Here is a 25391-nt window from a genome sequence, read left to right on the forward strand (position 1 = left end):
GATCTGTGAGAATGCGGTGGTGCATTCGGACGGTGGCCGGGCGGGATCGCGGCCAATCACGGCGCTGTGGGCGGTCCTTGCTTCGGGCGCCGTGCTGTGTTGCCCGGCGCCGGCCCACGCGGACACCCAATTGTGCGACCCGTCGAGCGTCGATTCCACTCAGATGTGCCACTACGAGACCCCGTCACCGGATGTCCGGATGGTGTTTCCCGCCAACTATCCCGACGAGCAGACGATGATCGGCTATTTGACCAAGGTCGACAACGACTTTCGCAATGCCCGCTCAGCGGGTCAGACGTCGACGTCGCCGACGGCGCTGAAGGTTACCGGCACCCGGTACAGCTCCGGCTCGCAGGCGGCGGGCACCCAGTCGGTGGTGACCGAGATCTATCAGAACCTGGGCGCGGCGCACCCGATGGTTTGGTACAAGTCGTTCAACTACAACCTGGCCAGCCAGCAGCCCGTCACGTTCGACGCGTTGTTCCGGCCGGGAACACAACCGCTGCAGGAGATCTTGCCGATCGTGCAGAAGACGCTGGCCGACCGGTACCGGGCTACCGTCTCGATTCCGCCCGCCACCGGGCTCGACCCGGCGAACTACCAGAGTTTCGCCATCACCGACGACGCCATCGTGTTCTTCTTCGACCAGAACGCGCTGCAGCCGGCCATGGAAGCCACTCGGGTCTCCGTCTTGCGCAGCGCGATCGCGCCGTTGATCAGCCCCGGCATCGCATAGTGGCGCCGACGGACCGGGCCGGGCGTCATCGGCCCGAGCCTCAGCGGCCCCTTAATATCCTCACTGGCCTCTTATTTTGAGGTATGCTGCGGTGCCATGATTCGTCGGACGGCGATCCCGTATCTGGCAAGCGACCCGACGGCGAATGCAGATGCAGCACCGACGTGAGCAACTTGGGGCAGGCTTATGACGAGCGGGCATCACCGGTCCGATGAGGATGCGATCCGCGCGCTGATCGATCGACAGGAAAAGGCATGGGCCGCGGGCGATCCCGAGGGCTATGCCAGCGTCTTCACGATGGACGCGGACTACGTGACCTTCCTGGGCAGCCACCACAAGGGACGCAAAGCCATTGCGGCATCGTACGTTCCGCTGTTCAGAAAGCTACTCAGAAATACCCGTCTAGAGGTGGATGTCACCCAGGTCAGGTTTCTCACTCCCGACGTAGCGCTGATCCATGCCCGTGCCGCGGTGGTGAAGACGCCGCGACAGCGCAATCGACGCAATGCACGGGTGAATACCAGTGTCGCCGTGCGGACCGACAATCGATGGCTGCTGGCGGCTTCGCAGAACACCACTCACCGGCGCGTCGCCGAAATGCTCTTGGCCAAGTTGTTTTCCTGAGATCCGGCACCGATGGATTACCGTTGCTAAGGCAATGACACTACGAATGGCGACGTCGGACGACGCAGCGGCCGTCGCCGCGGTCTATCTGCCTTATGTGCGCGACACGGCCATTTCCTTCGAGACGCAGCAGCCGAGTGTGGAAGAAATGCGGTCGAGGCTAACCACCACCCTCGCGACATTGCCCTGGCTTGTCATCACGGACGGCCCACGCGTCAAGGGATATGCCTACGCCAGCCCGCACCGGGCACGTGAGGCGTATCGCTGGTCCGTGGACGTATCGCTGTACCTGGACGCATCGATACACCGCCAAGGACAAGGACGCCGGCTGTATACCGCGTTGCTGAATCTGCTTGGCGCACAGGGCTACATCAACGCCTATGCGGCCATCACCCTCCCCAACGCCGCCAGCGTCGGCTTGCATGAGGCGTTGGCCTTCAGACGCGTTGGCGTCTTCCCTCGGGTCGGATTCAAACAGCAACGGTGGTGGGACGTCGGTTGGTGGCATCGCCGATTGGCCGACCCGCCGGCAGTACCGGAGGAGCCGCGGCCGTGGACCCGACTACCCGCGCCGACGATCAATTCCGCGCTGGCGGTTCATCCCGCACAATGACCGGGCGGGGCGTCATGGCAGCTCGACCTTGCTGGCCAGCCACCGGCCGTCCACCTTCTCCATGGTCATTTTGACCCGGCTGCGATCCAATTGAGGCGCCGGCGCGGCGCCGTTGCTCACCGACTGATCGACGAACAGCACAACCTCCACCTTGTCCTCGGTGGCGGAGCGCACCGCGGCGTCGACCACATGCCCGTGCGCCGCCGCCTTGTTGTCGATCAGCGTCTGGCGCAGCTGGGCACTGGATTTGGTGTACATGTCTTTGAACTCACCGGTGGACCCGTCGAGAACCTCGGCGAAGTTCTTGTCGATCGCGTTCGTGTCCACGCTTGTCAGCGCGAGGATGTATTTCTTCGCCGCATCGAGGGCTTGCGCCGCGGCCACGTCCTTCTGATGCTGCTCGAACAGCAGCCAGCCCTCGTATCCGGCGGTGGCGAGCACCGCCGCCAGGATGCCGGCGGCGATCGCACGAACGAGCTTGAGGCGCCGTCTTTTTCGCGGCCGCGGCGGTTCACCCTCGCCCTCGGCGGCTTTGTCGGTCTGTTCGCTCTGGTCAGGCGAGTCCTCGGCCACGTCGGGTTCGTCGGCCGGCGCGACCTCGTCGTCGGCGATGCCTTCCGCCGCGACGCGGAAGCGGCGCACCAACCAGGTTCCCCGGTTGCCGACGGTCTGCAGTGGTTTGCGGTCGTTCATCAGTTGCATGCGCCGGAGTCACGAAGCGCGTTCGCCCAGCCGGTGGCCGAGACGATGTTCGCGTGGGTAACGCCCGACGGATCCTTTCTCTTGATGCTGTCGCTGATCCGCGACAGCTGAAAAGCCAAGTGGGTCATGGATTCACCGCCGTATACCGGCGAATACGGCCCGAAGTTGTCGGGTTGGTTGGTGATGATCAACGGTTTGACCCGCGGGGTCAGAAAGGCCGTCGACCGGTCGATGTTGCCGACGACGGCGTCCGCATTCCGCTGCACCGCAGCGGCCGCATAGTCGTCGTGCTGGTCACCGAGATAGGTATTGAAGTCGTTGATCTGGCCCATCAGCGGGTCGAATTGGCTCTTGAACCACTGGCAGGAGTCCGACATGCCGGAGATCATCTCGGGCGTCACCCGAGAGGTGAAGGTGTTGTAGGGCCAGATGTCGAAGTTCGGCGACCAATCGCTCGGCGACGGCGTGAACACCGGCAGCGGCGGGGGAGGCTGCCCCGGATCGGCGTGGGCGTGACCCGACAGCACGACAGCGGCGGCGAGCGCGGCGCCCGCCAGGCCGCTGCCTGCCCGTCGCAACCTCGTCAGAAACATCCCGCCTTCCCCCAGGAACACGATATCGTCCGGCCACCGAATATCGAAGCATCTACATTTGCGACAAATCATCATTAACATCGGCCGCGTGGAAGGCGATCTTCCCCCGAAGCGATCGCCACGTCAAGGCACCGCCACCAGGTCTGTAACGGAGATGACCGTGGGTCATCACCAGTTCAGCGCACGCGTCCCCACAGCGCTGCCGCTGAGACCGACAACGAAGATCTTCCGCCGAAGCTGAGTAGCCGTTAACATATCCGCCCGTGGGGGCACAGCGAACGCTCAGTGACGAACACCGGCAGCCGCGAGTGGCTGCCCCGGGGCGCATCCGGCGATGACCGCCCAGGACGAGCGCGCGCTCGACGAGGACCGAGCACCCGACAGCGTGGCCACCATCCAGGAGTGGTCGGCCGGATATGTCGTGCGCCACCCGCTTGCCTCACTCAATACCCTTGGCGAGCAATACATTCTCGCGGTACGCACCGTCGAGTACTGCGTGGTCGATCTGTTTACCGGGCGCTTCCAATGGGCGGAGTTCGTGCGCCAGGGCGCATTCATGGCGGCCACGGCGGTGTTGCCCACCGTGCTGGTGGCGCTGCCGATCGGCGTGACGCTGTCCATCCAGTTCGCCCTGCTGGCCAACCAGGTCGGTGCGACGTCGCTCGCCGGCGCAGCCAGTGGGCTCGCCGTGATCCGCCAGGCCGCCTCGCTGGTGGCCGCGGTGCTGATGGCGTCGGCCGTCGGCTCCGCCATCACCGCCGACCTAGGCTCGCGGACCATGCGTGAAGAGACCGACGCGATGGAGGTGATGGGCGTCTCGGTGATCCGCCGACTGGTGGTGCCGCGCTTCGCCGCGGCGATCATGGTCGGTGTCGCCCTGACCGGAATCACCTGCTTCGTCGGCTTTTTGGCCAGCTATCTGTTCAACGTGTATTTCCAGCGCGGCGCGCCGGGCAGTTTCGTGGCGACCTTCTCGTCCTTCGCCACCACCGAGGACATGATCGTCGCGCTGCTCAAGGCCGTGATCTACGGCGCGATCGTCGCGGTGATCGCCTGCCAGAAAGGCCTTTTCACCAAGGGCGGACCGGCGGGCGTGGCCAACTCGGTGAACGCGGCCGTGGTGGAGTCGATCCTGGTGCTGATGATCGTCAACGTCGGCATCAGCGAGTTGTACAACACGCTGTTCCCCAGGACCGGGTTGTGACATGACGGCCTCGACCTACATCCCCGGGCTGGCGCGACCGTTCGTCGGTGCCTATCGGGTCGCCGCCGCGCCCACCATGCGGCTGGGACACATGCTGGTCTTCTTCGTCCGGGCGGTGCTCGCGGTGCCCACCGTGCTGCGGCAATACCGGACCGAATTCCTGCGGTTGCTGTCCAACATCGCGTGGGGCAACGGCTCGATCGTGGTCGGTGGCGGTACCGCGGGCGTTGCGGTGGTGCTCGGCTTCACCGCCGGCGCGCTGGTGGCCGTCGAGGGGTACAACTTCCTGAACCTGCTCGGGTTGGGCCCCGCGACCGGCATCATCTCGTCACTGGTCAACACCCGCGAACTGGCGCCGATCATGGCCTCGCTGGCCTTCGCGATGCAGGCCGGCTGCCGGTTCACCGCGCAACTCGGCGCCATGCGCATCGCCGAAGAGATCGACGCGCTGGAATCATTGGCCATCCGCCCCATCCCCTTTCTGGTCACGACGCGGCTGATGGCATCGGTGATCGCCGTCATTCCGCTCTACATCGCCTGCCTGGCGGTCACCTACCTGACCTGCCAGGTGGTGGCCAACATCATCAGCGGCGGATCCATCGGTCCGTACCTGCACTACTTCACGATGATGCTGAGCGCCAAGGACATTGCCTACTCGGTGCTCAAATGCGTGGTATTCGTCTGGCTCTCCTCCACCGTGCAGTGCTACTACGGGTTCTACGCCGCCGGCGGCCCCGAGGGTGTGGGAGTAGCCGCCGGGCATGCGATGCGGGCCAGCATCACCGTCGTGATCATGGTCAACATGTTGCTCACCATGGCGTTGTGGAGCATCGACGCGGGCGCGAGATTCGGTGGCTGAATGGCGAATTCGTTAGACTTCGACGGCCGCGGCCCCACCGACCACCAGCTGCTGGCCCTGGGGGCGACGGTGCTGCTGATCGCCGGGCTGATCACCGGCGGCCTGCTGCTGAAGTCCACCGGGCGGCTCAACGACTACGTCCGCGTGGTCGCCGAGCTGACCAACGTGGGTGACGGGCTGCCGGCCCGGTCCGACGTCAAGTATCACGGGCTGCTCGTCGGCGCGGTCGACAACGTCATTCCCGCGGCCTACGGCAAGCCCAACTACGTGCACATCAACCTGAAACCCGAATACGCCCAGGATATTCCGAGCGCGGTGACGGCGCGGGTGGTGCCCAGCAACGTGTTCGCGGTGTCGTCGGTGCAACTCGTCGACGGCGCGCCGGGCCCCAGCATCCGCAACGGTGCGCGCATCCCCGAAGACCTGCAGCTGTCGACGGTGATCTTCCAGACCACCATCAGCAAGCTGCGTGACATCCTGGCCGCCACCGGCCGGGGCCGCGAAGACCACAGCGTCGGCATCCTGGCCGCCGTCGCCGCGGCCACCAACAACCGCCGCGGTCCGCTGCTCACCGCCGGTGCACAGTTGACCCGGGTGCTCGACGAGCTCAACGCCATCGTCGCCACCGATCCCGGGCCGTCCACGGTCTCGGCGCTGCTGGACGCCACCCGTGGGTTGCAGTCCACCGCGCCGGACCTGGTCGACGTCCTGCACGACGCGGTCAGACCGATGCAGACCCTGGTCGAGAAGCGCGAGCAGTTCCGGTCGCTGGTCACCGGCTCCTACCACACCTTCAGCGTCAACCGGCAGGCCTTCGACAACCACACCGACCAGCTGATCGAGATGACGCAGAATCTCACCCCGGTCCTCGGCGTCTTCGCGATGAACAGCGATAAATTCGTGCCCATCTTCACCAGGCTGAATCGTCTGTCCGACAAGTTCTTTCAAGAGGTATGGGATCCCGAGCTCGACACCGGGAACATGCGCGTCAATCTGGCGTTGACACCGACCTACACCTACACCCGGGCCGACTGCCCGCGATATGGCCAGCTGCAGGGGCCCAGTTGTTTCACCGCGCCGACGATCGCGGTGCGGCCGGACCTGCCCGAGGTGCTGCTACCGCAGAACTACCACCCACCCACGGATCTGGCGCCGCCGCCGGGCACCCGGATCGGACCCGACGGCAACCTGGTGGCGACCGGCCCCCCGCTGTACAACCCGAATCCCAGCCTGGCCGACCCCAACCCGCCCTTGCCGTGGTGGCCGTGGCAGATCGGTCCCGCGCCCCGCGTGCCGGGCACCGCCGACCCCGACGACGCGCCGGCGCCGGCGCCGGCGCCCCCGCCGAGCCCGGCCCCGCCGGGTGCGGTCGCACCAGCGGCGTACGGCGGCAACGTCGGTCCCGTTGGTAGCCAACGCGAACGCGACCAGCTGGGTCTGATCACCGGCCAGGGCCGCCCGGCGTCCGTGGCGACGCAGCTGCTCCTGGGGCCGGTGGCGCGCGGCAGCGCGGTCTCCCTGCAGCCACGGCCGGCGCCGGGCGGACCGACATGAGGGTGCGCGGACCGCTGATCGGCCTGTCGCTGTTCATGGCGATCGCCATCGCCGTGACCTGGATGGTGTATGCCACCCTGCGGCGCGATGTGGCCGGCCCCACCACGCCGTACGCGGCGATGTTCACCGACGTGTACGGGCTACGGGTGGGCGACGACGTCCGGATGGCCGGCGTGCGGGTCGGCCGGGTCGAAAAGGTGGAATTGGCCGGGAAATTGGCGAAGGTGTCGTTCATCGTCGAAAACGACCAGCGGTTGTACGGCAACACCGTAGCCTCGGTGACCTACCAGAACATCATCGGGCAGCGGTATCTGGGGCTGTCGCTCGGTGAAACCGGAAGCAGGACAACGCTGTCCGCAGGCAGTGTGATACCGGTGCAGCAGACCGATCCCTCCTTCGACGTCGGCAAGCTGCTCAACGGTTTCGAGCCGCTGTTCACCTTGCTCAACCCCAAAGACGCCGACGACCTGACCAAGGGTGTCCTGCAATCCTTACAAGGCGACCAAGCCTCCATTCCGTTGCTGGTGGAACAGACGCCGACGATCACCAAGACCTTGTCGGCGCGCGACCAGTCGCTGGGCGATCTGATCAGCAGCCTGACCAGAGTCACCGACACCGTCGCCCGGCAGAACGACGACCTCGACCAGGCCCTGAACCAAACACGAGACGCGGTGGCCAATTTCGACGACCGCCGCGCGGCGCTGCAGGACGACGTGGGCTCGATCGCCCGGGTGACCCGGCGGCTGTCGGCGATCGCCGACGACGTCGACCCGTCGCTGAACGAACTGATAACCCGGGAGCCGGGATTCAGCAAGCACCTGGTCGGGATCGAGCCCCAGCTGGCGTTCACCGGAGACAACCTGCCGTTGCTGCTCAAGGGATTTGCCCGCGCCGTCAGTGAGGGCTCCTACGGCAACGCCTACGCGTGCGACCTGAACGCCACCGGATTCTTCCCCGGACTCAACGACATCACCACCTTTATCGTCAACGCGGCCACGCCCGGCAACGCGTATCCGATCACCACGAAAAACCTGGGGTGGCACACCCCGCGATGCAGGAACATGGCCAATGGCTGACACACGCAAACTGCGGTGGCTGCGTCGGCGCCCGCTGGAGTCCTACAACCGGACATGGCTCGGGCTGGCCGGGCTGGTGGTGGTCGCCGTCCTGGTCGCGGTGTCGCTGGGAATCAAGCTGCTCGGCGTCGGATACACCCACTACACCGCCGAATTCCTGCAAGCCGCAACGCTGCGGCCCGGCAACCCCATCACCGTCGCCGGCATCGAGGTCGGGCACGTCACCAGCATGAAACTCGCCGGCGATCACGTCGAGGCCGGTCTGAGCGTGCGCGACAACGTGCCGCTGGGCAAGGACACCCGAGCGGTGATCAAGGTCATGACCATCCTCGGGTCGCGTTATCTGGAGTTGGTGCCCGACGGCCCGGGTTCCCTACCGGCCAACACGATCCCGCTCGCCCACACCGAGGGGCCCTACGACCTGCAGTCGCTGCTGGAGGACGCCACCACCACCTTCGAGCAGGTCGACTCCGACCAGTTCGCGCAGTCACTGGCCGTGCTGGGCAAGCAACTCGGCGGGGTGCCGCCGCTGGTACCTCAGGCCGTCGCAAACCTGCAGACGTTGTCGACGATCACCGCGGACCGGCGCGGCCAGCTGGGTGCGCTGCTGAAAAGCACTCAGCGCGTGGTCAATACGCTGCGCAATCAGCAGAGCAACATCGGGCATCTGATGGATCAGGGTCAGGATCTGCTCGGCCACCTGGTGGCGCGACAGGCCACCTTCCACGCCATGTTCGCGGCGCTGACCGAACTCGTGGACCAACTCGACAAGATCGTCGTCAACAACCGGCCGATGCTCGACGAGTTGTTCGCGAACCTGCACCAGCTGACCAACATGGTCGGCCAGCACGACGACCTGGTGCGCAACACCCTGCAGGTCGCCCCGGTGACGCTGCGGGGCCTGACCAACGCCACCGGCTACGGCCCGGTCGTCGAGTTCAACCTGCCCAATGGGCTGGCCATCGACTCCTGGATGTGCGCGATCAGCGGCCGGGCCAAGGAATTCAACATGATCCAGTACTTCAAGGACTGCAAATGACGTTCCGGCGACGCAAACTCATCGCCCTGGCTGCCGCCGCCGCGGCGCTGGCCGCCGTCGCCATCGGGGTGGTTGGCCACTACGTCAAGGCCCGCCTCGACACCATGACAGTGACGGCCCAATTCGACAGCGCGGCAGGCTTATACGAGGGCAATGTCGTGGCGGTGCTCGGCATGCCGGTGGGCAAGGTCAGCAAGGTCACGTCCAAGGGCAGTTATGTGGAGGCCGAGCTGACGGTGGACAAGAAGGTGAAGATCCCCGCGGCGGTCCGAGCCGTCACCATCAGCACGTCGATCCTCACCGACCGCCAGGTGGAACTGACGCCGCCGTATCGCGGCGGGCCGGTGCTGAAGAACCACGACACCATCGGGCTCACCCGGACCAAGACGCCGGTCGCCTTCGACCGGGTGCTCGACATGCTCGACAAGGTGTCCAAATCGCTCAAGGGAGACGGCAAGGGCGGCGGGCCGATCGCCGACGTGAGCGACGCGGCGGTGGCCATCACCGACGGGAACGGCAAGAAGATCCTGGCCGCCCTCGATGAGCTTTCCAAGGCGCTGCGCCTCAGCTCCGAGCGGGGCGTCACCACCCGCGAGCAGTTGACCACCATCGTCACCGACCTCAGCTCGATCACCGAGGCCGCCGCACGCAACGACGCCAAGGTGCGCGAATTCGGTTCCACCACACGCCAGCTCAGCCAGATCCTGGCCGACGAGAAGTTCGGCACCGGCGCCACCGGTCGCACCATCAACCGCATCCTGGAAGAGGTCACCACGCTGATGGAGAACAACCGGGACAACCTCAAACAGGCCGTCCGCAACGGAGACACCGCCGCCAAGACACTCGTCGACGATCAGCGCGGCGTGGCCGAGCTGCTCGACGTGCTGCCGCTGACCCTGGAAAACCTCTACAACACCGTCGACCAGAACAACGGCGCGATCCGGGTGCACGGCCTGCTCGACAAGGCGCTCACCGACAGCCAGTCCGCCAAGGAGCTGTGCAATCTGATGCATCTGCGCCAATTAGGTTGCAGCACGGGCACGTTGCAGGACTACGGCCCCGACTTCGGGCTGACCTACATACTCGACGGTCTTTCGGCGATGGGGCAGTAGCGATGAAGGCAGGCAAGCGCAAGGCATTGGCGGTGGCGTGCAGCGCGGTCATGGCCAGCTCGGGTTGCGCCACCAACGGGCTGGCCAGCCTGCCGCTGCCGGCACCTGGGATCGGCTCGGGCGGATACCTGCTCAACGCCGTCTTCTCCAACGCGCTGAACCTGCCCGCCCACGCGAAGGTCAAACTTGCCGGCGCCGATGTGGGGCAGCTCGAATCGATGGTCGCGCGCAACTACACCGCGGTGACCACGCTGCGCATCATGGACGGTGTCCGGGTCCCCGTCGGCAGCACCGCGGAACTGCGTTCGGCCACCCCGCTCGGGGACGTGTTCGTCGCGATCAAGCCACCCGTCCCGGCCGATCCCAGCGCCCCGCTGCTCAAGGCCGGCGACACCATCGGGCTGCCGGCCACCCGCGCCGCCGCCACCGTGGAAAGCGTGCTCAGCTCGGCGGCCCTGCGCGTCAACGGCGGCGCGGTCCGCAACTTCACCAACATCGTCAACGGAGCCGGCAAGGCAACCGGCGACCAGGGCCGCGCCTTCGGCGACCTGATCAACCGGACCAATTCGCTGCTGACCAAGCTCAATGCCCGCTCCGACCAAATCGACGCCGCAGTCACCGAAACGGCGGCGCTGGCCGACCGATTGGACGCCAAGAACCAGGCGATCACCGACGTGCTGCGGGCCGTCGGCCCCGCCACCGACGTGCTGTCCGGCAACGCCGACGACATCGCCGACGTGGTCGGCGAACTCGGGGCCACCACCCGCCAGCTCTCCAAATTCCCGTCGATCGCCGGCACCGACAAGACCGGCCGCAGCGTCATCAAGGACGCCAACGCCATCGCCGCCGCCTGGAACGACGTCGTGTTGAGCCCCGACACCAGCCTGGCCGGCCTGAACCGGCTGATCCCGCCGTTCGTGAAAGCCACGCCCAGCCAAGCCATCTCGGTCCGCGGCAGCTTCGACCGGCTGGTACTCGGATCCCGCCCCGGCACCGGCGCCGAGACCGGGGGATTCAAGGGTGATCCGGCCTTCCACGGGCCGATGCGCCGCGACTGGAACTACCTGATCGGCTCGATCAAGTACGTGTTGTGGCGGCTGCAGGAACGGGTGGTGGGCCGCGGGCCGCAAACCCCGATGGGCCAGAGCCCGTGGACGCCGTCCGGTCCGCCGCTGCCGCCGGCCCCCGCCGGGCAGGCGCCCCCGGATCCCATGGTCCCGGAGCCACCGCGGTGATCGACACCCTCGGCCGTCTCGTCGTCGGCGTGGTGAAAGCCGGCCACCGCCAACGGACCTGGCTGTCCGGGCTCGCCCTGCTGGTCACGCTCGTGGTCGGCGCGGCCTACCTGGCGCTCGGCGCCCTGCGGGTCAACCCGCTGGAGTCGACCTACCAGGTCACCATCCGGCTGCCCGAATCCGGCGGACTGCTGGCCAACCAGGACGTGTCCGTCCGCGGCATCCGGGTCGGGCGGATCACATCGCTGCGACCGATCCCGAGCGGTGTCGAGGTCGTCGCCAACATCAACGCGCACACCAGGATTCCCGCATCCAGCCCGGTGCGGGTGTCCGGGTTGTCCCCCGCGGGCGAGCAGTACATCGACTTCGAGCCCACCTCCAACACCGGCCCGTGTCCTATCGGACGGCAGCGTGATCGGCCCGCAACACACCACCACGCCCATTCCGCTGTCGCAGGTGCTGGCCGACGCCGACGGGCTGCTTGCCCAGACCGACCCGAAGAAACTCGAAATCGTCAAGCGGGAGCTGAGTTTGAGCAACGAGGGTCCGCAAAAACTCACCGACATCATCGACGGATCCACCTTCCTGCTCTCCACCATGGACCCGGTGCTGCCGCAGACGGTCAGCATGCTCAAGACCAGCCGCGTCGTGCTGACCACCCTCTCCGACAAGAACGCCGGCCTCTCGGTCGCCGCCCGCAACGTCGGCGACCTGATGGCCGGTGTGAACAAGATGGACCGCGGCTACCGCCGACTCGTCGACCAGACCCCGCATGCGTTGTCCACGGTGGACAACCTGTTCGACGACAATTCCGACACCATGGTCGGGCTGCTGGCCAACCTGGTCACCACCGCGCGGGTCGTCTACCTGCGAGTCCCGGCGCTCAACGCGGTCTTCCCCAACTACCGCGGGTCCACGCTCGAGGCGCTGATGACCACCATGCACGAACATGGGCTGTGGGCCACCGCCGACATCTACCCTCGGTACACCTGCGACTACGGCACCCCCCGGCGCCCGTCGTCATCGGCGGACTACCCCGAACCGTTCCTGTACACCTACTGCCGAGACGACGACCCACAGGTGCTGGTCCGCGGGGCCAAGAATGCGCCCCGCCCGGGCGGCGACGACACCGCGGGGCCGCCCCCCGGCGCGGATCTCGGTCAAACCACCGACCCAACACCCAAGGGCCGCTTCACCATTCCGACGCCCTACGGCGGGCCGGTGCTGCCCATCGAGCCGCCGCACTGAACCCACCTCAAGACCGCAAGGAGACACCAGCGTGACCGTCACCGCCGACCAGGAACGCGCCACCGCCGACGATGTCGAGCAGCCGCCCGACGATGACCGAAAAGCCACGGCGGACCGCACCGAATCTCAGCCGAAAACCGCGGCGCGGCAATGGAAACGGTACGGTCGCGCCGCGCTCGTCGTCGCCGTCTACGCGGGCGCGTTCGGCCTGGCCGGGGGGCTGGGCTGGAAACTGTGGGACCAGCGTGCGGTGGCCCAGGCCGGGCAGGCGGCGCAGCGCACCGCGGTCGACTATGCCCAGGTGCTGACGAGCATCGACGCCAACCAGGTGGACCGGAACTTCGCGGCCGTGCTCGGCGGAGCCACCGGCGAGTTCAAAGACACCTACACCAAAGCCAGTGTGCAGCTTCGGCAATTGCTCATCGACAACAAGGCCACGGCGCACGGCACGGTCGTGGACTCGGCGATCCAATCGCAGAGCAGGAACAGGGTGGTGGTGTTGCTGATGGTGGACCAGACGGTCAGCAATAAGGTGCGACCCGACGGCCGCGTCGACCACAGCCGGATGAAGATCACCATGGAAAATGTCGGCGGCCGCTGGCTGGCCAGCAAAGTCGAACTGCCGTAAGGCGTTTCGGGCGATGCGCATCTTCCAGTTCTCGGCCGGCGCGGCGGCGGTGACGATGGCGGCGCTCACCGCACCCGTGGCGGCGGCGTCGGCGCAGTCGTTCTGCGGCGATCTCGGCGGCGATTGGGACGGGCAGTACTGCCACACCTCGGTGCTGTCGGAACGAAAAGCCGTCCGCGACATCAAGATGGCGATGCCCGGCGATTTGATCGACAACCCGACCAGCGGCCCGCCGATTCGCCAATATCTGCGCACCCTGATGACCAACTGGCGCAGCAAGGGCGCCTCGATGGTCCAGGACAGCTGGGGCGAGGAGAACTTTCAGGTCTTCGGACACGGCCCGGCCCAAAGCGTGGTGTTCCACGAGGACTACCACGCCGACGGTCCGGCCTTCAACAACGCCTACCGCACCTTCACCTTCGACATGGCCAACGGCAGGCAGCTACAGCTGGCCGACATCACCAAACCCGGTGTGGACCCGTTGGCCGCCATCCCGCCGTTGGCCGAACCGTTCATCCAGGAGGCCCTCGACCGCGCCGCATGGCAGCACTCGCCGGGAACGTATCCGTTCACCGTCGATCGTTGGACACCGGACAAGGTGTTCTCGGGCGGCTACAAGGCGTGGGCGCTGACGCCCGACGAGCTGATCTTGTACCTGCCGGATTACCCGGTCGGCCACGACTCCCCGATCCAGTACGGGCAATCCGAGCAGTGGTCGATGGACGGAGGCACCGCCCAGCCGCACATCCCACTCGGCGTGCTCGCCCCGGTGCTGCGGCCGGAATTCGGCGGGGCGTAACGAGGTCGGCCGGCCAGTGACCTCGGATATCACGCTGCGCCCAACCGGGTGCGCTCGGTTCACCGGCTGCGCCCGGCCGGCCGTCCACCAATCGCCCGGTCAGCCGCTGCTGCGGCTACGGTGATCTGTATGCCATCGGCCAGCCGAGCGTCCGCGGATCCGGTGAAGCGGCGCCCGAAGGATCGCAAGGTCCAGATCGCCCGGGCCGCCGCCGACGCGTTCAGCGAGCTCGGTTACCACGCGGTCAGCATGGAGAACATCGCGGCGCGGGTGGGCATCTCGGCCGCCGCCCTGTACCGGCATTCCCAGGGCAAATACGACTTGTTCCGTGAGGTCTTCCTGGCGCTGGGCCAGCAACTGGTGGACGCCACGGCGTTCGCCGACGACCTGCCCGCCGACGCCGATCCGGGGGAAACCCTGAGCGCGCTCACCACCGCGCTGATCGACACCACCATCGTCAACCGCACCGCCGGCGGGCTCTATCGCTGGGAGGGTCGCTATCTGCGCGGCGACGACCAGCGCAAGCTGGCCGAGCAGATCAAGGTGATCAACCGGCGGCTGCAGCGTCCGCTGATCAAGCTCCGGCCGAAACTCACGTCGCGGCAACGCTGGATCCTGTCGGCGGCCACCCTGAGCGTCATCGGCAGCGTCACCGACCACCGGTCCCGGCTCGGCAACGCCGAGATCCGCGCGACGCTGAGCGACATCGCCGCCGCCGTGCTGAAGGCCGAGCTGCCGACACAGCGGGGCCGCGGCGCCGAACCGGCGCGGGCGCCGACGCTGACCAGCGCCGCCGGCAGCTACGAACTGCTGCTGCACGAATCGATGCGGCTGTTCAACGAGCGCGGCTACCGGGAAACCGGGATGGAAGACATTGCCGCGGCGGTCGGCATCCCGGTTGCCAGCATCTACCAATACTTTCCGGGGAAGGCCGCGATCCTGGCGGTCTACTACCGGCGCGCCGCCGACCAGCTCTCCGCCGACCTGTCCAGCATCCTGGCCACCAGCAGCGACCCGGAGCAGGCGCTGGCGCGGCTCATCGAGGCCTACGTCACGCGGTCCTTCGCCAACCCCGAGCTGGCGTGCGTGTACTACACCGAGCGGCACAACCTGCCGGAGACAGACGCGGTGCTGCTCTACAACATTCAGCGCTCCACCGTCGAATCCTGGGCCCGGCTCGCCGTGGCGGCCAGACCGGAACTGACCCTGGGCCGCGCCCGCTACGCCGTGCACGCCGCGTTCGCCCTGGCGGTGGACATCGGCCGGCTGGTTTACCCCAACACCGGCGCGCCCGCCAGCACCACGGTTCGGCGGCTGATGGAGGTCACGGTGCTGGGACGACCCGCGGCCGCATCGCGCGACGGACTTCGCGGCGCCGGCCGGCAACGCCGCTGATGGGTTGGCGAACCGCGCTCCACTTTTCGGCCGGCTCAGGCGCGCGGCGGGAACGCCTGTCCCCGGACCGCCCATGCGGCCCCGCATCTTCGGTTGCACCGGGCCGATGCCACGGGTGACAAGTATCCCCGGGGTACTACCGGACCGTCCGAATGGCTATTAACATAATTGCCGTCCAGTCCGCAGCGCCCGCGGGAAGGCAGGCCCATGCTCAGCACGATTCGCAAAGTCCTGGACTATCAGTTGACCATCGCCGAACTGCTGGGCCTGGGCATCCTGCTGGGCACGCCGTACCTGATCGTCGGCGTCATCTGGTCGAGCACCCACACGGCGCATCTGCACGACATGCACGGGGTCGATCTGGTGGTGTCGTTCCTGGGTTCGATCGTGTCCTGGCCGGTGCTGCTGTTCGCCAACGTGTGCATGACCTAGGGGGTGGCGTGATGCACCGCGGTCCGCTGATCGTCTTCGCGGCCGTGGTGTGCCTGGCCGGCGGCCTGCTGGCGCTGCGGTTCCCGGTCTTCATCGATGCCTACGATCAGTTCGGCCTGCAGGTCAAGTGCGGCAGCGGCTTCACGACGGAGCTGACCCAGGCGGCGAGCGCGGTCGGCCCGGCGGGCACCAGCTACGTTGACCAATGCGGTAGCGCGCTGATGGTGCGACGGCTGTGGGCCATTCCGACCGCGGTTCTGGGCGGGATGGCGCTGACCTGGCAGGCGGCCGCGGCGCTTGCCCATGACCACCGGCGGCCGGCGCCGTCACAATCCGCGGCGCAATCCCCATCCTGAGTCCGACGCCTTGTTAGACGGATCAAACACGTTGCGAATCACTGGCTTTCGCGGACTATCGTGTGCTCTCGTCGGGAAGGTCGTGCCGAGATTGGTGCAATCCCGGGCCGTCCGGATCTTCGTCCTGGTGATCGAGTTGTTCCTGCAGCTTGCGCTGTTCCTCGGTTGCCTTCTGAGCGTCCTCGGGCCTAGCGGGCGGGTCGGAGTTGACTTGCTGATCCACCGAGATCTCCTCTGAACGTCTGCACTGCCTCCAATCAGGATCTCCCGAATGACGGGCCCGAAACCCGGCGAATGCCGTCGAAGCCGATCGCCCTGCTCACGGCGCGTGGAGTCAGTATTGCTTGACCACCGCGCGCGGTGCCGTTCGCCATGTCCTGCCGCCGTTGTCCTGTTGGCGCGGCGGCTCGAGGAGCAAGACGGCGAGCCCGTCGAGCAACACCGGGCGTACCCAGTCGCCCAGTTCGATCACCTCGCCGGAACGGGGCTGACGGTACATGGCGTCGCGGACGAGGTCGATGGGCGCCGTGGCGAAAACCGTCTCCACGGTGGCCCGGTCGGGCAGCTCGCGGATGCCGGGCAACGTGATGAACAGCCCGTCGTTGCCGGACAAATGCAGTCCGACCGCCGCGAGCGCGCCGGTCATGCCCTCCCGGGTGCCTCCGTGACCGGACAGATGCACACCCACCGCCGCGGCGAGTTCGCGGCCTTCGTTGGGATGCAACACTTCTCGCTTAGCGCGGCGTCCGAATTCGATCAGGCGCGGCGCGGCGCCGGCGAGTTCGCCCGGAACGACGACGGCCAGCCCGGGGTCCGCATCGGGAGGGCATACCCGTTCGAGGAATCGCCCAGCGAGTTCGATGATCCCGGTTCGCGCCGCGTGTGGATCGCCGTCGGGGCTCCGCCAGGCCAGGCAGGCGCTCGAGTTATGGGACGTATACGGGATCCGGTCGTCGACCAGCAGCTGATGACGCGTGGCGCCCGCCGGGGAGCCGAGGCCCGCCGCCTGCAACTCGTGCAGCAGGGCCCGGGCCCGCCGGCCCGTGCCGGGCGTATAGGGATTATCGGTGTCGTCGATGCCGATCAGCAGGTCCACATCGGCCAGCGCGGCCCGGCCGGTCATGGATTGATCACCAGGTCGGTCACATCGCGAACCCACTGATCACGGCCGAGTTTTGCGCCGGTGAGCTTGAGTGTGTCGTGTTTGGTGAAGCCGAGAATGGTCCGATCATCGAGCTCGGCCGCCGTCAGGGACTGGGCCGGGTCGCGGCCTTCCACCCGCACCCGGACGACGCCGGTCGCGCCCGCGGCATTGAGGATCGAACGCACGCTGGGTCCCTTTTGGATTTGTGCGCCGTGTGATTGCGGCGTCTCGACCTCCACCTGAGGGAGCTGCTGAAGCTGCGAGATGGTGAATCGTTGCAGCACGTGCTGGTTCTCCTGCACGACCAGTTGCAGCCCGCCCGACCCGCCGCACGCGACGAGCCCGGCGCTCACGACCAGAACCGCAACCACCCGAGCCACCCGTCTATTGCTGCGCATTTACGGATCCCATCCTGTGAATACGCCGTAAATACGGATAAGTGTAGGTCCTGGCCGCTTATGATTCCCGCATGGCCGTGATGCAGCGACCGGCGGGCGGGCTCACTGGCGTCCGGGAGGTGGCGTTCCCCCTGCTCGCGGTCGGCATCATCGTCGCCTGCACCGACGTCCGGATTCCGCTGGCTCTGCCGGGACACCGCGGGTTGGTCTGGCTGACCATGCTGGCGGCGGTTGCGCTGGTGACGGCACGGCGCGAGACGGTGCTCGCGGTCGGTGCGGCGTCATCGATCGCGGCGTTGCCGGTGCACGGGTTGACCGATCCGTTGTGGAGCAGTCGCTATGTGGCCGCCGCCGTGTTGCTGTATGCCGTGGCTTCCCTTCCCGCGGTGCGGACGCGCCGGTGGGTACTCGCGGTCGCAGCCGCGCCCGTTCACCTTGTGGCGCTTGCCAGTTCGGTCTTGACGTGGCACTCCGGAGCCAACCTGTCAGCCTGGGCATCGCACGGGATGCTCGAGCGGGGGGCTGGCATCTGGTTTTCGGGTTCGTCGCCGGCCTGCTCGCCTGGGTGGTGGCGCTTGGTCTGGGTCGACCGCCGTCGGTGCGGGTCGGCGCATATGGAAGCCGATACTAAGGAGCGGCCGCTATGACGCTGCGAGTTATTCCCGAGGGCCTGGCCGCGACGAGCGCGGCGGTCGACGTGATCACCGCTCAACTGGCGGCCGTGCATGCGGCCGCGGCCCCGGTGGTCTCGGTGGTGGTTCCACCGGCAGCCGACCCCGTATCGCTGGCTGCCGCCGCAGTGTTCAGTGAACGTGGCAGCCAGCATTCGGCCGCGGCGACCAAGGGTGTTGAAGTGTTGGGGCGGGCCGGGTTGGGGGTGAGTCTGGCCGGCGTCAACTACGTCGCCGGCGATGCGGCGTCCGCGTCGACCTACCTGAGCGCGGGCTGACGATGACCGCGCCGGTGTGGATGGCCCTTCCGCCAGAGGTGCACTCGACGCTGCTGAGCAGCGGCCCGGGGCCCGGCCCGCTGCTCGCGGCCGCAGCAACCTGGACGGGGTTGAGCACCCAGTATGATTCGGCGGCAACCGAATTGACGGCCGTGCTGACCGGATCCATGCCGGTCTGGGACGGCCCGACCGCCGACAGGTACGTGGCCGCGCACATGCCATATCTGGCATGGCTCCAGCTTGCCGGCGCGTTGAGCGCCGAAGCGGCCGCCCAACATCAGGGGGTGGCCACCGCGTACACCGCCGCGCTGGCCACGATGCCGACGCTGCCGGAGCTGGCCGCCAACCATGCGACCCACGCGGCCTTGGTGGCGACGAATTTCTTTGGGGTCAACACGATTCCGATCGCGGTCAACGAGGCCGACTACGCGCGGATGTGGACTCAGGCGGCCACCACCATGACCACCTATCAGGCGACGACCGAAGCCGTGCAAATGAGCAGCGTCGCCGGGTCGAGCACCGGAGGGAAGGCCGGCAGCGGCAGCGGGTCCGGAACGGGAGCGGGCACGGGGACCGGAACGGGCACCGGCACTGGGACCGGGACCGGAACCGGCACCGGTACGGGAGCCGGAAGTGGCACCGGCGGTGGGACCGGCGCCGGTGGCGGCGGCGGTACGGGTTCCTTTCAGCTGCCCACCCCAGAAGAGATCTGGGAGATGCTGTTCGGGCCCGACGGTGAGCAGATCCCCGGTCAGGGCCAGCCGAACTGGAGCCCGTCGGAGTACCTGCAGAATCTCGGGAATTTCTTCAACGGCAACGCTCAGGCCGTGGCCTGGCTCCAGCAGAACCTTTCGGGCCTGCTCAACCCGTCCCAGTTCCCGGCGCTGATCAACTATTTCATCGCGTGGCAGACCTACCGGATCATCAACTGGACCATCCGAACACTGCGGTTCATCCTCCAAGAATTGCCGCTGCTGCTGCAGGTCGGCTTGAGCCTGTCCATCACCAGCCTGGGAGGGCTGGCCGGACTGGCGGGCCTGGCAGGGTTGGCCGGATTGGACGCTCCGGCGAGCGCTCCGGCGCCCGCTGCCATGCCGCAGCCTGCCGCGATGGGCGCGCAACCGCCGGTGGTGTCGGCCGCTCCGGCGATGGCTCCGATGGCCCCGACCAGCCCGGTAGCACCGGCGACATCGGCGGTGTCCACCCCTGCGCCCGTAGCCTCCGCGATTGCCCCGCCGGCGACCCCGCCCGTACCCCCGGCCCCGGTGACCGGAGCCGAGGGTTTCTGCTACATGGTGGGCAGCTTCGGGCTCGGCATGGACTCGAAGGCGCAAACCTGGGCCAGAAGCGCGCTAGCCGCCGGGCGGCCGGCGGCCTCGAGCGCCGGCGCTGCGACGGCGGAGCAGGAGCAGGGACGCTCCCGCCGGCGTCCACGATCGGTCATCGACCCCGGATACCGCTACGAATTCATCGAGTCCGACGACGAACCGGTCGCGGTTACGCCGACAGTGCCGGATCGGTATCGGCCGTCGGACTCCGGCGGGTCGATACAGGGCTTCGCCGGCACGCTGCCCAAGTCGGGCGTGCGCGCTTCGGGTCTGAACACGTTGGCCGGCAACGAATCCGGCGACGGCGCCCGCATACCGATGCTGCCGGAGAGCTGGGACGGCCCGTAAGCCGCGCGCTCCGTGGTGCGGTCAGCCGAGGTGCGCCGACAGCAACCAGGCGCCCACGGACTTACGTCCGTTGTCCTCGTCGCGAATGTCGGCGCCGGCGAATGCCTCGAAGGCGGCCAGGAAGTTCTCCGGCACGTTGGCGTGAATGCGCGCCGGCCGGATTTCGTCGATCACCCAGTACTTGCCGACCACCTCGCGCAGCTCGTCCTCGGTGACCGCGTTGACCGGGCCCTCGGCCGGCATCGCGTTGCGGTCGAAGACCAGGACGAAGTACGACGCCCCCGGCGCGGCGGCCTGCACGATCGATCGCTGATAGCCCTCGCGCAGCTCGACGGGCATCGAATGGAACAGGGTGCTGTCCACGATGGTGCCGAAACGACCGTCGTAGCCGGTGAAGTCGCTGATGTCGGCGACCTCGAAGCTGGCGCTGGTCAGGCCGCGACGGGCGGCCTTCTCACGCGCCAGCTTGATCGCGGTGGGCGATTGGTCCAGGCCCACCGTGGTGAACCCGCGCTCCGCCAGGTACAGCGAGACCGCGGCCTCGCCACACCCGGCGTCCAGCACGTCGCCGTGGAACTTGCCGGCCTCGATGAGGGCCGCGATCTCGGGCTGCGGTTCGCCGATGCTCCACGGCGGCCGGGCGCCCTCGCCCATCTCGGGTGACTCGCCCCGGTAGGCCGCTTCGAACATCTCGTGCGTTGGTTGAGACATGCCCACTTTATATCAACCAGCCTGATATATGTCAACGCGCCTGATATATGGTGCAAGGCTGTTGCGCCCGAGCCGTGACCGAAACGGCAACCAGTTAGCTGATTTAAGCGATTGGCTTTCACTGCACGCGCCCGTGACAATGCTGGTATGGCCGACGACATCGAACTGAGCCCCACCGACTGGGTGCGCGAACAGACCGAACGGATTCTGCGGCAGGGCACGACCGACGGGGTCGAGGTCTTCGACCGGCCCGTCGTGCTGGTGACCATGACCGGGGCGAAGTCGGGCAAGAGGCGCTACGTGCCGTTGATGCGGGTGGAACACGACGGCCGGTACGCCGTCGTCGCGTCCAAGGGCGGCGCGCCGGAACATCCCGCGTGGTACTTCAATCTCAAGGCCCACCCGGAGGTGACGCTGCAGGACGGCGACAAGGTTGTCACTCTGCGGGCGCGGGAGCTGGCCGGAGCCGAACGCGAGCAGTGGTGGCGACGCGCGGTCCAGGCCTATCCTCCCTACGCCGAGTACCCGACGAAGACGGCCAGGCAGATCCCGGTCTTTGTTTTGGAGTAATCCAAAAACATTTGGATTCGGTATGCGCCCGGCCGGTCCGGTTGACCCGTTGTCGGGCGTCCGCCTACCTTCGTACCCAGCGGCCGAGGTCTGGCCAGCTGGACAACGACGTTCCTGGTATCTGTAATCGCCTGCGCTGTACGGATATTCGAACCTTCGGCGTGTCGTTACCGGGTGGATATCCAAAAGCCCACCGCCATTGACGAATTCAGGGGAGGGCCCCATGCAACGAGCCGGATCACCAGAGCGGCAAGGTGTGTCGACGTCGCGAAGCGAACGGCTCCGCGAGGTGCTCCGCTACGATCTGCCCGCCTCGTTGGTGGTTTTCCTGGTGGCACTTCCGCTGTCGCTGGGGATCGCGATCGCTTCGGACGCCCCGGTTCTCGCCGGCCTGATCGCCGCGATCGTCGGGGGCATCGTCGGCGGATGGCTCGGGGGATCGCCGCTACAGGTCAGCGGGCCCGCCGCCGGGCTCACCGTCGTGGTGGCCGACGTGGTGGCCGAATTCGGCTGGGGTGTAACCTGTTTCATCACCGTCGTCGCGGGAGTCCTGCAGGTCTTGTTGGGGTTCAGCAGGATCGCCCGCGCCGTCCTGGCCATCTCGCCCGTCGTGGTGCACGCCATGCTGGCCGGTATCGGCATCACGATCGCCCTGCAGCAGGTGCACGTGCTGTTGGGCGGGTCATCCAAGAGTTCGGCCTGGAGCAATGTCACCGGCCTGCCCGCGCAGATTCTCGGTGCGCACCGCCCGGGACTGGTGTTGGGCCTGCTGGTGATCGCGATCCTGGTGGCCTGGCGCTGGGTCCCGGCCCGGCTGGCCATCGTCCCCGGCCCGCTGGTCGCCATCGTGGTGGTCACGATCATCTCAATGGTGCTGCCGTTCAAGGTATCCCGGATCGAGCTGGACGGCTCGGTGCTGGACGCGGTGCGGTTGCCGTCCCTGCCGCACGGGAATTGGGGGGCCGTCGCGATCGCCGTGATCACCGTCACCCTGATCACCAGCGTGCAGAGCCTGCTCACCGCGGTGTCGATCGACCGCATGCACACCGGCCCCCGAACCGATTTCAACCGCGAGCTGATCGGCCAGGGCGCCGCGAACATCGCGTCGGGCGCGCTGGGTGGGCTGCCCATCGCCGGGGTCATCGTGCGCAGCTCGGCGAACGTCAACGCCGGTGCGAAAACCCGCGCTTCGACCATCATGCACGGCTTCTGGGTGCTGGTGTTCGCGGTGCCTTTTGCCGGGCTGGTCGAAAAGATCCCCACCGCCGCGCTTGCCGGCCTGCTGATCGTCATCGGGATCGAGTTGCTGAAGCCGGCGCACATCGAAACCGCTTTGCGCAACGGCGATCTCGCCATCTATCTGGTCACGGTCACCAGCGTCATCTTCCTCAACCTGCTGCACGGCGTGCTGATCGGTCTGCTGCTCGCCGTGGTGGTGACCGGGTGGCGGGTGGTGCGGGCCAGGATCGAGGCCGAACCGGTGGGCGACGGATGGCACGTCGTCATCGAGGGGGCATGCACCTTCCTGGCGTTGCCACGGCTGACCGGCGTGCTGGCCTCCATCCCCGAGCGCACCTCGGTGACCGTGCACCTGCTCACCAACTATCTCGATCACGCCGCGCATCAGGCGATCGGCGACTGGCAACGACGGCACTGCGCCACCGGTGGAACGGTCGAGGTCCGCGACACGACCGAGCCGGCGGCGCGGCGCCGCAACTCGCACCTGAGCCTGGTCGAACAGGTCTCTTCGCCCGGGGGCGCGTGACGCCGGCGCCCGGGGGCGCGTGACCTGCGCGCGCTACCTCAGGTCGGCGGCCACCCGCTCCAGCGCGGCGAGGTGCTCGTCGACGCCGGCGAACCCGGCCTTCATGGTGTTCACCGAAAGATGCGTGGCCCCAGCGGCTCTCCACGCGGCGATGTCGCCGGCCAGCTTGTCGCGGTCGTCGGTCCAGCTGACCCGGCCTTCCATCCCGAGGCTCGTGGGGTCGCGGCCGGCCGCCTCGGCCGCGCGGGTCACCTGCTCGAGCGCGTGGTCCAGGCCGGGTCCCGGTTCGGTCATCGGGAACCAGCCGTCGCCGAGGCGGCCGGCGCGTTCGAAGGCGCGATCGGAGGCGGCGCCGAACCACACCGGGATCGGCCGCTGGACCGGCAGCGGGGCCAGTCCCGCCGCGGTCACGGTGTGGTATTTGCCGTCGAAGGTGACCGAGCGTTCGGTCCACAGCCTGCGCATCAGCTCGACCTGCTCCTCGGAGCGCTTGCCGCGATTGGTGAACGTCTCACCGAGCGCTTCGTATTCGACGGCGTTCCAACCCAATCCGATGCCGAGCCGGAAGCGGCCACCAGTGAGCAGGTCGACCTCGGCGGCCTGCTTGGCCACCAGCACCGACTGGCGCTGCGGCAGGATGATGACGCCGGTGACCAGTTCCAGCGAGGTGATCGCCGCCAGGTAGCCGAACAACACGAACGGCTCGTGAAAGGTCGAGTCGATGTCGTAGGGTCCCCGCCACCCCCGGTGCACCCGCGGGTCGGCGCCGACGACGTGGTCGTAGGCCAGGATGTGGGTGAACCCGAGCTCCTCGACCCGCTGCGCGTAGCTGCGCAGCACCGCGGGGTCCGATCCGATCTCGGTCTGGGGGAAGACGACTCCGATGCGCATTCGCGGTTCAACCGCGTCCCGACGCGATTCCTTCCCGCGTTGCCGCGTCGGCGATGATGGAGGCGTGGCGGTGACAAAGCTCAGCGGCGTGTTCCGGGTCGGCGAATTGGAGCCGGCGTTCGCAGAAGAGCTGGCCGCGCGCTACGACGTCCCGAGACTGCCCGACGGTGCCGCGCGCGACCGGTTCCTGGCCGAGCATGCCGCCGAGGTGCGGGCGCTGCTGACCTGGGGACGGCCCGGAGTGGACGCCGCCCTGATCGCGGCGTTGCCCAACCTGGAGGTCATCGTCAACAACGGCGCCGGTGTGGACCTGATCGACACCGCGGCCGCCGACCGCCGTGGAATCGGCGTCAGCAACACCCCGGACGTGCTCTCCGATACCGTCGCCGACACCGCGCTGGGCCTGATCCTGATGACGCTGCGCCGGTTGGGCGCCGCCGATCGGTATGTGCGGGCCGGGCGGTGGGCGCGCGAGGGGCCGTTCCCGTACGGCCGGGACGTCAGCGGGCTCCAGGTCGGCATCCTGGGCCTGGGTCGCATCGGCTCGGCGATTGCGACCAGGCTGCGCGGATTCGACTGCGCCATCGCCTATCACAACCGCCGGCGCATCGACGGCTCCCCGTATCGCTATGCCGCCTCCGCCGTCGAGCTCGCCGAATTGGTCGACGTGCTGGTGGTCGCCACCACCGGCGACCACCAGGCCCACAAACTCGTCGACCGCGCCGTGCTGCGCGCCCTGGGCCCCGAGGGTTACCTGATCAACATCGCCCGGGGCAGCGTCGTCGACCAGGAGGCGCTGGTGGAGATGCTGGCCGGCGGTGAACTGGCCGGCGCGGGGATGGACGTGTTCGCCGACGAGCCGCACGTGCCCGCCGAGTTGGTCGGCCTGGACAACGTGGTGCTGCTGCCGCACGTCGGCAGCGCCACCGCCCGGACCCGGCGGGCGATGGCTTCGTTGGCGCTGCGCAATCTCGACAGCTACCTGGCCACGGGTCAACTGGTGACGCCGGTGCTGCGGCCGCGCCGCCGGATTCCGGACCGCAACTGATCCGTGGTCGAAGCGATACCCGGAAAAGGTTATC

27 protein-coding genes and 2 pseudogenes are annotated in these 25391 nt (G+C 67.5%); 22 read left to right on the forward strand and 7 right to left on the reverse strand.

The features are described 5' to 3' along the window. Positions 1-16: 16 nt before the first annotated feature. From MAA44156_RS01990 to MAA44156_RS02000, 3 genes are all read left to right on the forward strand, one after another. On the forward strand, positions 17-736 hold the full coding sequence (locus MAA44156_RS01990; protein WP_003874711.1) for an esterase: 720 nt from the start codon (positions 17-19) through the stop codon (positions 734-736). Positions 737-922: 186 nt separating this feature from the next. After that, positions 923-1360 (forward strand): SgcJ/EcaC family oxidoreductase, encoded by a 438-nt coding sequence (locus MAA44156_RS01995; protein WP_009974286.1) that lies wholly within the window; start codon positions 923-925, stop codon positions 1358-1360. A 46-nt stretch (positions 1361-1406) separates the two neighbouring features. After that, positions 1407-1973, forward strand: a complete 567-nt coding sequence (locus MAA44156_RS02000) for an arsinothricin resistance N-acetyltransferase ArsN1 family B (protein WP_009974289.1) — start codon at positions 1407-1409, stop codon at positions 1971-1973. A 12-nt stretch (positions 1974-1985) separates the two neighbouring features. Here the strand turns inward: MAA44156_RS02000 and MAA44156_RS02005 are convergent, their stop codons facing one another. Together MAA44156_RS02005 and MAA44156_RS02010 are read right to left on the reverse strand one after the other, a co-directional pair. Then, positions 1986-2675: an Rv1363c family protein gene (locus MAA44156_RS02005; protein WP_009974290.1), complete on the reverse strand. Its 690-nt coding sequence runs from the start codon at positions 2673-2675 to the stop codon at positions 1986-1988. After that, a complete protein-coding gene (locus MAA44156_RS02010) occupies positions 2666-3289 on the reverse strand; it encodes a hypothetical protein (protein ID WP_009974292.1) in 624 nt (207 codons plus the stop codon). The genes MAA44156_RS02005 and MAA44156_RS02010 overlap by 10 nt, the downstream gene beginning before the upstream one ends. Before the next feature lie 313 nt (positions 3290-3602). Between MAA44156_RS02010 and MAA44156_RS02015 the strand changes: the two genes are divergently transcribed. The 13 genes and pseudogenes from MAA44156_RS02015 (at position 3603) to MAA44156_RS02075 (ending at position 16205) form a co-directional block, all read left to right on the forward strand. After that, on the forward strand, positions 3603-4472 hold the full coding sequence (locus tag MAA44156_RS02015; protein WP_009974293.1) for an MlaE family ABC transporter permease: 870 nt from the start codon (positions 3603-3605) through the stop codon (positions 4470-4472). Between the two features lies 1 nt (position 4473). Next, positions 4474-5331 carry an ABC transporter permease gene (locus MAA44156_RS02020; protein WP_009974294.1) on the forward strand — a complete coding sequence of 286 codons (858 nt, stop codon included), beginning with the start codon at positions 4474-4476 and terminating at the stop codon, positions 5329-5331. Then, a complete protein-coding gene (locus tag MAA44156_RS02025; RefSeq protein ID WP_009974296.1) occupies positions 5332-6885 on the forward strand; it encodes an MlaD family protein in 1554 nt (517 codons plus the stop codon). It abuts the gene before it with no gap. Next, positions 6882-7961 carry an MCE family protein gene (locus MAA44156_RS02030; RefSeq protein WP_029248336.1) on the forward strand — a complete coding sequence of 360 codons (1080 nt, stop codon included), beginning with the start codon at positions 6882-6884 and terminating at the stop codon, positions 7959-7961. The genes MAA44156_RS02025 and MAA44156_RS02030 overlap by 4 nt, the downstream gene beginning before the upstream one ends. After that, positions 7954-9000: an MCE family protein gene (locus MAA44156_RS02035; RefSeq protein WP_009974298.1), complete on the forward strand. Its 1047-nt coding sequence runs from the start codon at positions 7954-7956 to the stop codon at positions 8998-9000. The genes MAA44156_RS02030 and MAA44156_RS02035 overlap by 8 nt, the downstream gene beginning before the upstream one ends. Beyond that, positions 8997-10112: an MCE family protein gene (locus tag MAA44156_RS02040; protein WP_009974299.1), complete on the forward strand. Its 1116-nt coding sequence runs from the start codon at positions 8997-8999 to the stop codon at positions 10110-10112. The genes MAA44156_RS02035 and MAA44156_RS02040 overlap by 4 nt, the downstream gene beginning before the upstream one ends. 2 nt (positions 10113-10114) lie before the next feature. Continuing rightward, entirely contained in the window at positions 10115-11347 is a 1233-nt protein-coding gene (locus MAA44156_RS02045; protein ID WP_009974300.1) for an MlaD family protein, read from the forward strand. Beyond that, a pseudogene (locus MAA44156_RS02050) lies at positions 11344-12595 on the forward strand (MlaD family protein). Before MAA44156_RS02045 ends, MAA44156_RS02050 begins: the two are co-directional and overlap by 4 nt. A 31-nt stretch (positions 12596-12626) precedes the next feature. Beyond that, entirely contained in the window at positions 12627-13223 is a 597-nt protein-coding gene (locus MAA44156_RS02055; protein WP_009974302.1) for an Rv1363c family protein, read from the forward strand. Between the two features lie 13 nt (positions 13224-13236). Then, positions 13237-14022: a mannan-binding family protein gene (locus MAA44156_RS02060; RefSeq protein ID WP_009974303.1), complete on the forward strand. Its 786-nt coding sequence runs from the start codon at positions 13237-13239 to the stop codon at positions 14020-14022. 162 nt (positions 14023-14184) lie between these two features. After that, positions 14185-15417, forward strand: coding sequence for a TetR/AcrR family transcriptional regulator (locus tag MAA44156_RS02065; RefSeq protein ID WP_009974304.1), 1233 nt, complete (start codon positions 14185-14187; stop codon positions 15415-15417). Between the two features lie 207 nt (positions 15418-15624). Further along, positions 15625-15849, forward strand: coding sequence for a hypothetical protein (locus MAA44156_RS02070; RefSeq protein ID WP_003876034.1), 225 nt, complete (start codon positions 15625-15627; stop codon positions 15847-15849). Between the two features lie 11 nt (positions 15850-15860). Further along, positions 15861-16205: a hypothetical protein gene (locus tag MAA44156_RS02075; RefSeq protein ID WP_009974306.1), complete on the forward strand. Its 345-nt coding sequence runs from the start codon at positions 15861-15863 to the stop codon at positions 16203-16205. A 55-nt stretch (positions 16206-16260) separates the two neighbouring features. On the opposite strand, the gene MAA44156_RS23235 is transcribed toward MAA44156_RS02075, so the two are convergent. The 3 genes from MAA44156_RS23235 to MAA44156_RS02085 form a co-directional block, all read right to left on the reverse strand. Then, entirely contained in the window at positions 16261-16428 is a 168-nt protein-coding gene (locus MAA44156_RS23235; RefSeq protein ID WP_023880491.1) for a hypothetical protein, read from the reverse strand. Between the two features lie 111 nt (positions 16429-16539). Then, positions 16540-17328 (reverse strand): hypothetical protein, encoded by a 789-nt coding sequence (locus MAA44156_RS02080; RefSeq protein ID WP_009974308.1) that lies wholly within the window; start codon positions 17326-17328, stop codon positions 16540-16542. After that, entirely contained in the window at positions 17325-17720 is a 396-nt protein-coding gene (locus MAA44156_RS02085; protein ID WP_009974310.1) for a hypothetical protein, read from the reverse strand. The genes MAA44156_RS02080 and MAA44156_RS02085 overlap by 4 nt, the downstream gene beginning before the upstream one ends. 98 nt (positions 17721-17818) lie before the next feature. Here MAA44156_RS02085 and MAA44156_RS02090 point away from each other — a divergent pair. The 3 genes and pseudogenes from MAA44156_RS02090 to MAA44156_RS02100 all read left to right on the forward strand — a co-directional run bounded on the left by MAA44156_RS02090 (position 17819) and on the right by MAA44156_RS02100 (position 20372). Further along, positions 17819-18378: pseudogene (locus MAA44156_RS02090) on the forward strand (hypothetical protein). Between the two features lie 12 nt (positions 18379-18390). Then, positions 18391-18696, forward strand: coding sequence for a PE family protein (locus tag MAA44156_RS02095; RefSeq protein ID WP_009974312.1), 306 nt, complete (start codon positions 18391-18393; stop codon positions 18694-18696). A gap of 2 nt (positions 18697-18698) precedes the next feature. After that, positions 18699-20372, forward strand: coding sequence for a PPE family protein (locus MAA44156_RS02100; protein ID WP_009974313.1), 1674 nt, complete (start codon positions 18699-18701; stop codon positions 20370-20372). Positions 20373-20393: 21 nt separating this feature from the next. On the opposite strand, the gene MAA44156_RS02105 is transcribed toward MAA44156_RS02100, so the two are convergent. Then, positions 20394-21083: a class I SAM-dependent methyltransferase gene (locus MAA44156_RS02105; RefSeq protein ID WP_031348204.1), complete on the reverse strand. Its 690-nt coding sequence runs from the start codon at positions 21081-21083 to the stop codon at positions 20394-20396. A gap of 147 nt (positions 21084-21230) precedes the next feature. Between MAA44156_RS02105 and MAA44156_RS02110 the strand changes: the two genes are divergently transcribed. Together MAA44156_RS02110 and MAA44156_RS02115 are read left to right on the forward strand one after the other, a co-directional pair. After that, positions 21231-21653, forward strand: a complete 423-nt coding sequence (locus tag MAA44156_RS02110) for a nitroreductase family deazaflavin-dependent oxidoreductase (protein WP_009974316.1) — start codon at positions 21231-21233, stop codon at positions 21651-21653. 223 nt (positions 21654-21876) lie between these two features. Beyond that, a complete protein-coding gene (locus MAA44156_RS02115) occupies positions 21877-23418 on the forward strand; it encodes a SulP family inorganic anion transporter (protein WP_050427649.1) in 1542 nt (513 codons plus the stop codon). Positions 23419-23451: 33 nt separating this feature from the next. Here MAA44156_RS02115 and MAA44156_RS02120 read toward each other — a convergent pair whose 3' ends face one another. Further along, the gene (locus MAA44156_RS02120; RefSeq protein ID WP_009974319.1) at positions 23452-24309 is read right to left on the reverse strand and encodes an LLM class F420-dependent oxidoreductase; all 858 of its coding nucleotides are present in this window, start codon (positions 24307-24309) and stop codon (positions 23452-23454) included. A 64-nt stretch (positions 24310-24373) separates the two neighbouring features. Here MAA44156_RS02120 and MAA44156_RS02125 point away from each other — a divergent pair, with 64 nt between their 5' ends. Continuing rightward, positions 24374-25357: a 2-hydroxyacid dehydrogenase gene (locus MAA44156_RS02125; RefSeq protein ID WP_009974320.1), complete on the forward strand. Its 984-nt coding sequence runs from the start codon at positions 24374-24376 to the stop codon at positions 25355-25357. Positions 25358-25391 lie beyond the last annotated feature (34 nt).

This window comes from Mycobacterium avium subsp. avium, assembly GCF_009741445.1.
Taxonomy (GTDB): Bacteria; Actinomycetota; Actinomycetes; order Mycobacteriales; family Mycobacteriaceae; genus Mycobacterium; species Mycobacterium avium.

Coding starts and splice junctions, on each gene's coding strand:
- MAA44156_RS02035 (WP_009974298.1), top strand. CDS start 7,954: ATGGCTGACACACGCAAACTGCGGTGGCTGCGTCGGCGCCCGCTGGAG.
- MAA44156_RS02115 (WP_050427649.1), top strand. CDS start 21,877: ATGCAACGAGCCGGATCACCAGAGCGGCAAGGTGTGTCGACGTCGCGA.
- MAA44156_RS02080 (WP_009974308.1), bottom strand. CDS start 17,328: ATGACCGGCCGGGCCGCGCTGGCCGATGTGGACCTGCTGATCGGCATC.
- MAA44156_RS02120 (WP_009974319.1), bottom strand. CDS start 24,309: ATGCGCATCGGAGTCGTCTTCCCCCAGACCGAGATCGGATCGGACCCC.
- MAA44156_RS02060 (WP_009974303.1), top strand. CDS start 13,237: ATGCGCATCTTCCAGTTCTCGGCCGGCGCGGCGGCGGTGACGATGGCG.
- MAA44156_RS02110 (WP_009974316.1), top strand. CDS start 21,231: ATGGCCGACGACATCGAACTGAGCCCCACCGACTGGGTGCGCGAACAG.
- MAA44156_RS02095 (WP_009974312.1), top strand. CDS start 18,391: ATGACGCTGCGAGTTATTCCCGAGGGCCTGGCCGCGACGAGCGCGGCG.
- MAA44156_RS02000 (WP_009974289.1), top strand. CDS start 1,407: ATGGCGACGTCGGACGACGCAGCGGCCGTCGCCGCGGTCTATCTGCCT.
- MAA44156_RS02005 (WP_009974290.1), bottom strand. CDS start 2,675: ATGCAACTGATGAACGACCGCAAACCACTGCAGACCGTCGGCAACCGG.
- MAA44156_RS02105 (WP_031348204.1), bottom strand. CDS start 21,083: ATGTCTCAACCAACGCACGAGATGTTCGAAGCGGCCTACCGGGGCGAG.
- MAA44156_RS02025 (WP_009974296.1), top strand. CDS start 5,332: ATGGCGAATTCGTTAGACTTCGACGGCCGCGGCCCCACCGACCACCAG.
- MAA44156_RS01995 (WP_009974286.1), top strand. CDS start 923: ATGACGAGCGGGCATCACCGGTCCGATGAGGATGCGATCCGCGCGCTG.
- MAA44156_RS02030 (WP_029248336.1), top strand. CDS start 6,882: ATGAGGGTGCGCGGACCGCTGATCGGCCTGTCGCTGTTCATGGCGATC.
- MAA44156_RS02015 (WP_009974293.1), top strand. CDS start 3,603: ATGACCGCCCAGGACGAGCGCGCGCTCGACGAGGACCGAGCACCCGAC.
- MAA44156_RS02070 (WP_003876034.1), top strand. CDS start 15,625: ATGCTCAGCACGATTCGCAAAGTCCTGGACTATCAGTTGACCATCGCC.
- MAA44156_RS02045 (WP_009974300.1), top strand. CDS start 10,115: ATGAAGGCAGGCAAGCGCAAGGCATTGGCGGTGGCGTGCAGCGCGGTC.
- MAA44156_RS02040 (WP_009974299.1), top strand. CDS start 8,997: ATGACGTTCCGGCGACGCAAACTCATCGCCCTGGCTGCCGCCGCCGCG.
- MAA44156_RS02020 (WP_009974294.1), top strand. CDS start 4,474: ATGACGGCCTCGACCTACATCCCCGGGCTGGCGCGACCGTTCGTCGGT.
- MAA44156_RS02075 (WP_009974306.1), top strand. CDS start 15,861: ATGCACCGCGGTCCGCTGATCGTCTTCGCGGCCGTGGTGTGCCTGGCC.
- MAA44156_RS02100 (WP_009974313.1), top strand. CDS start 18,699: ATGACCGCGCCGGTGTGGATGGCCCTTCCGCCAGAGGTGCACTCGACG.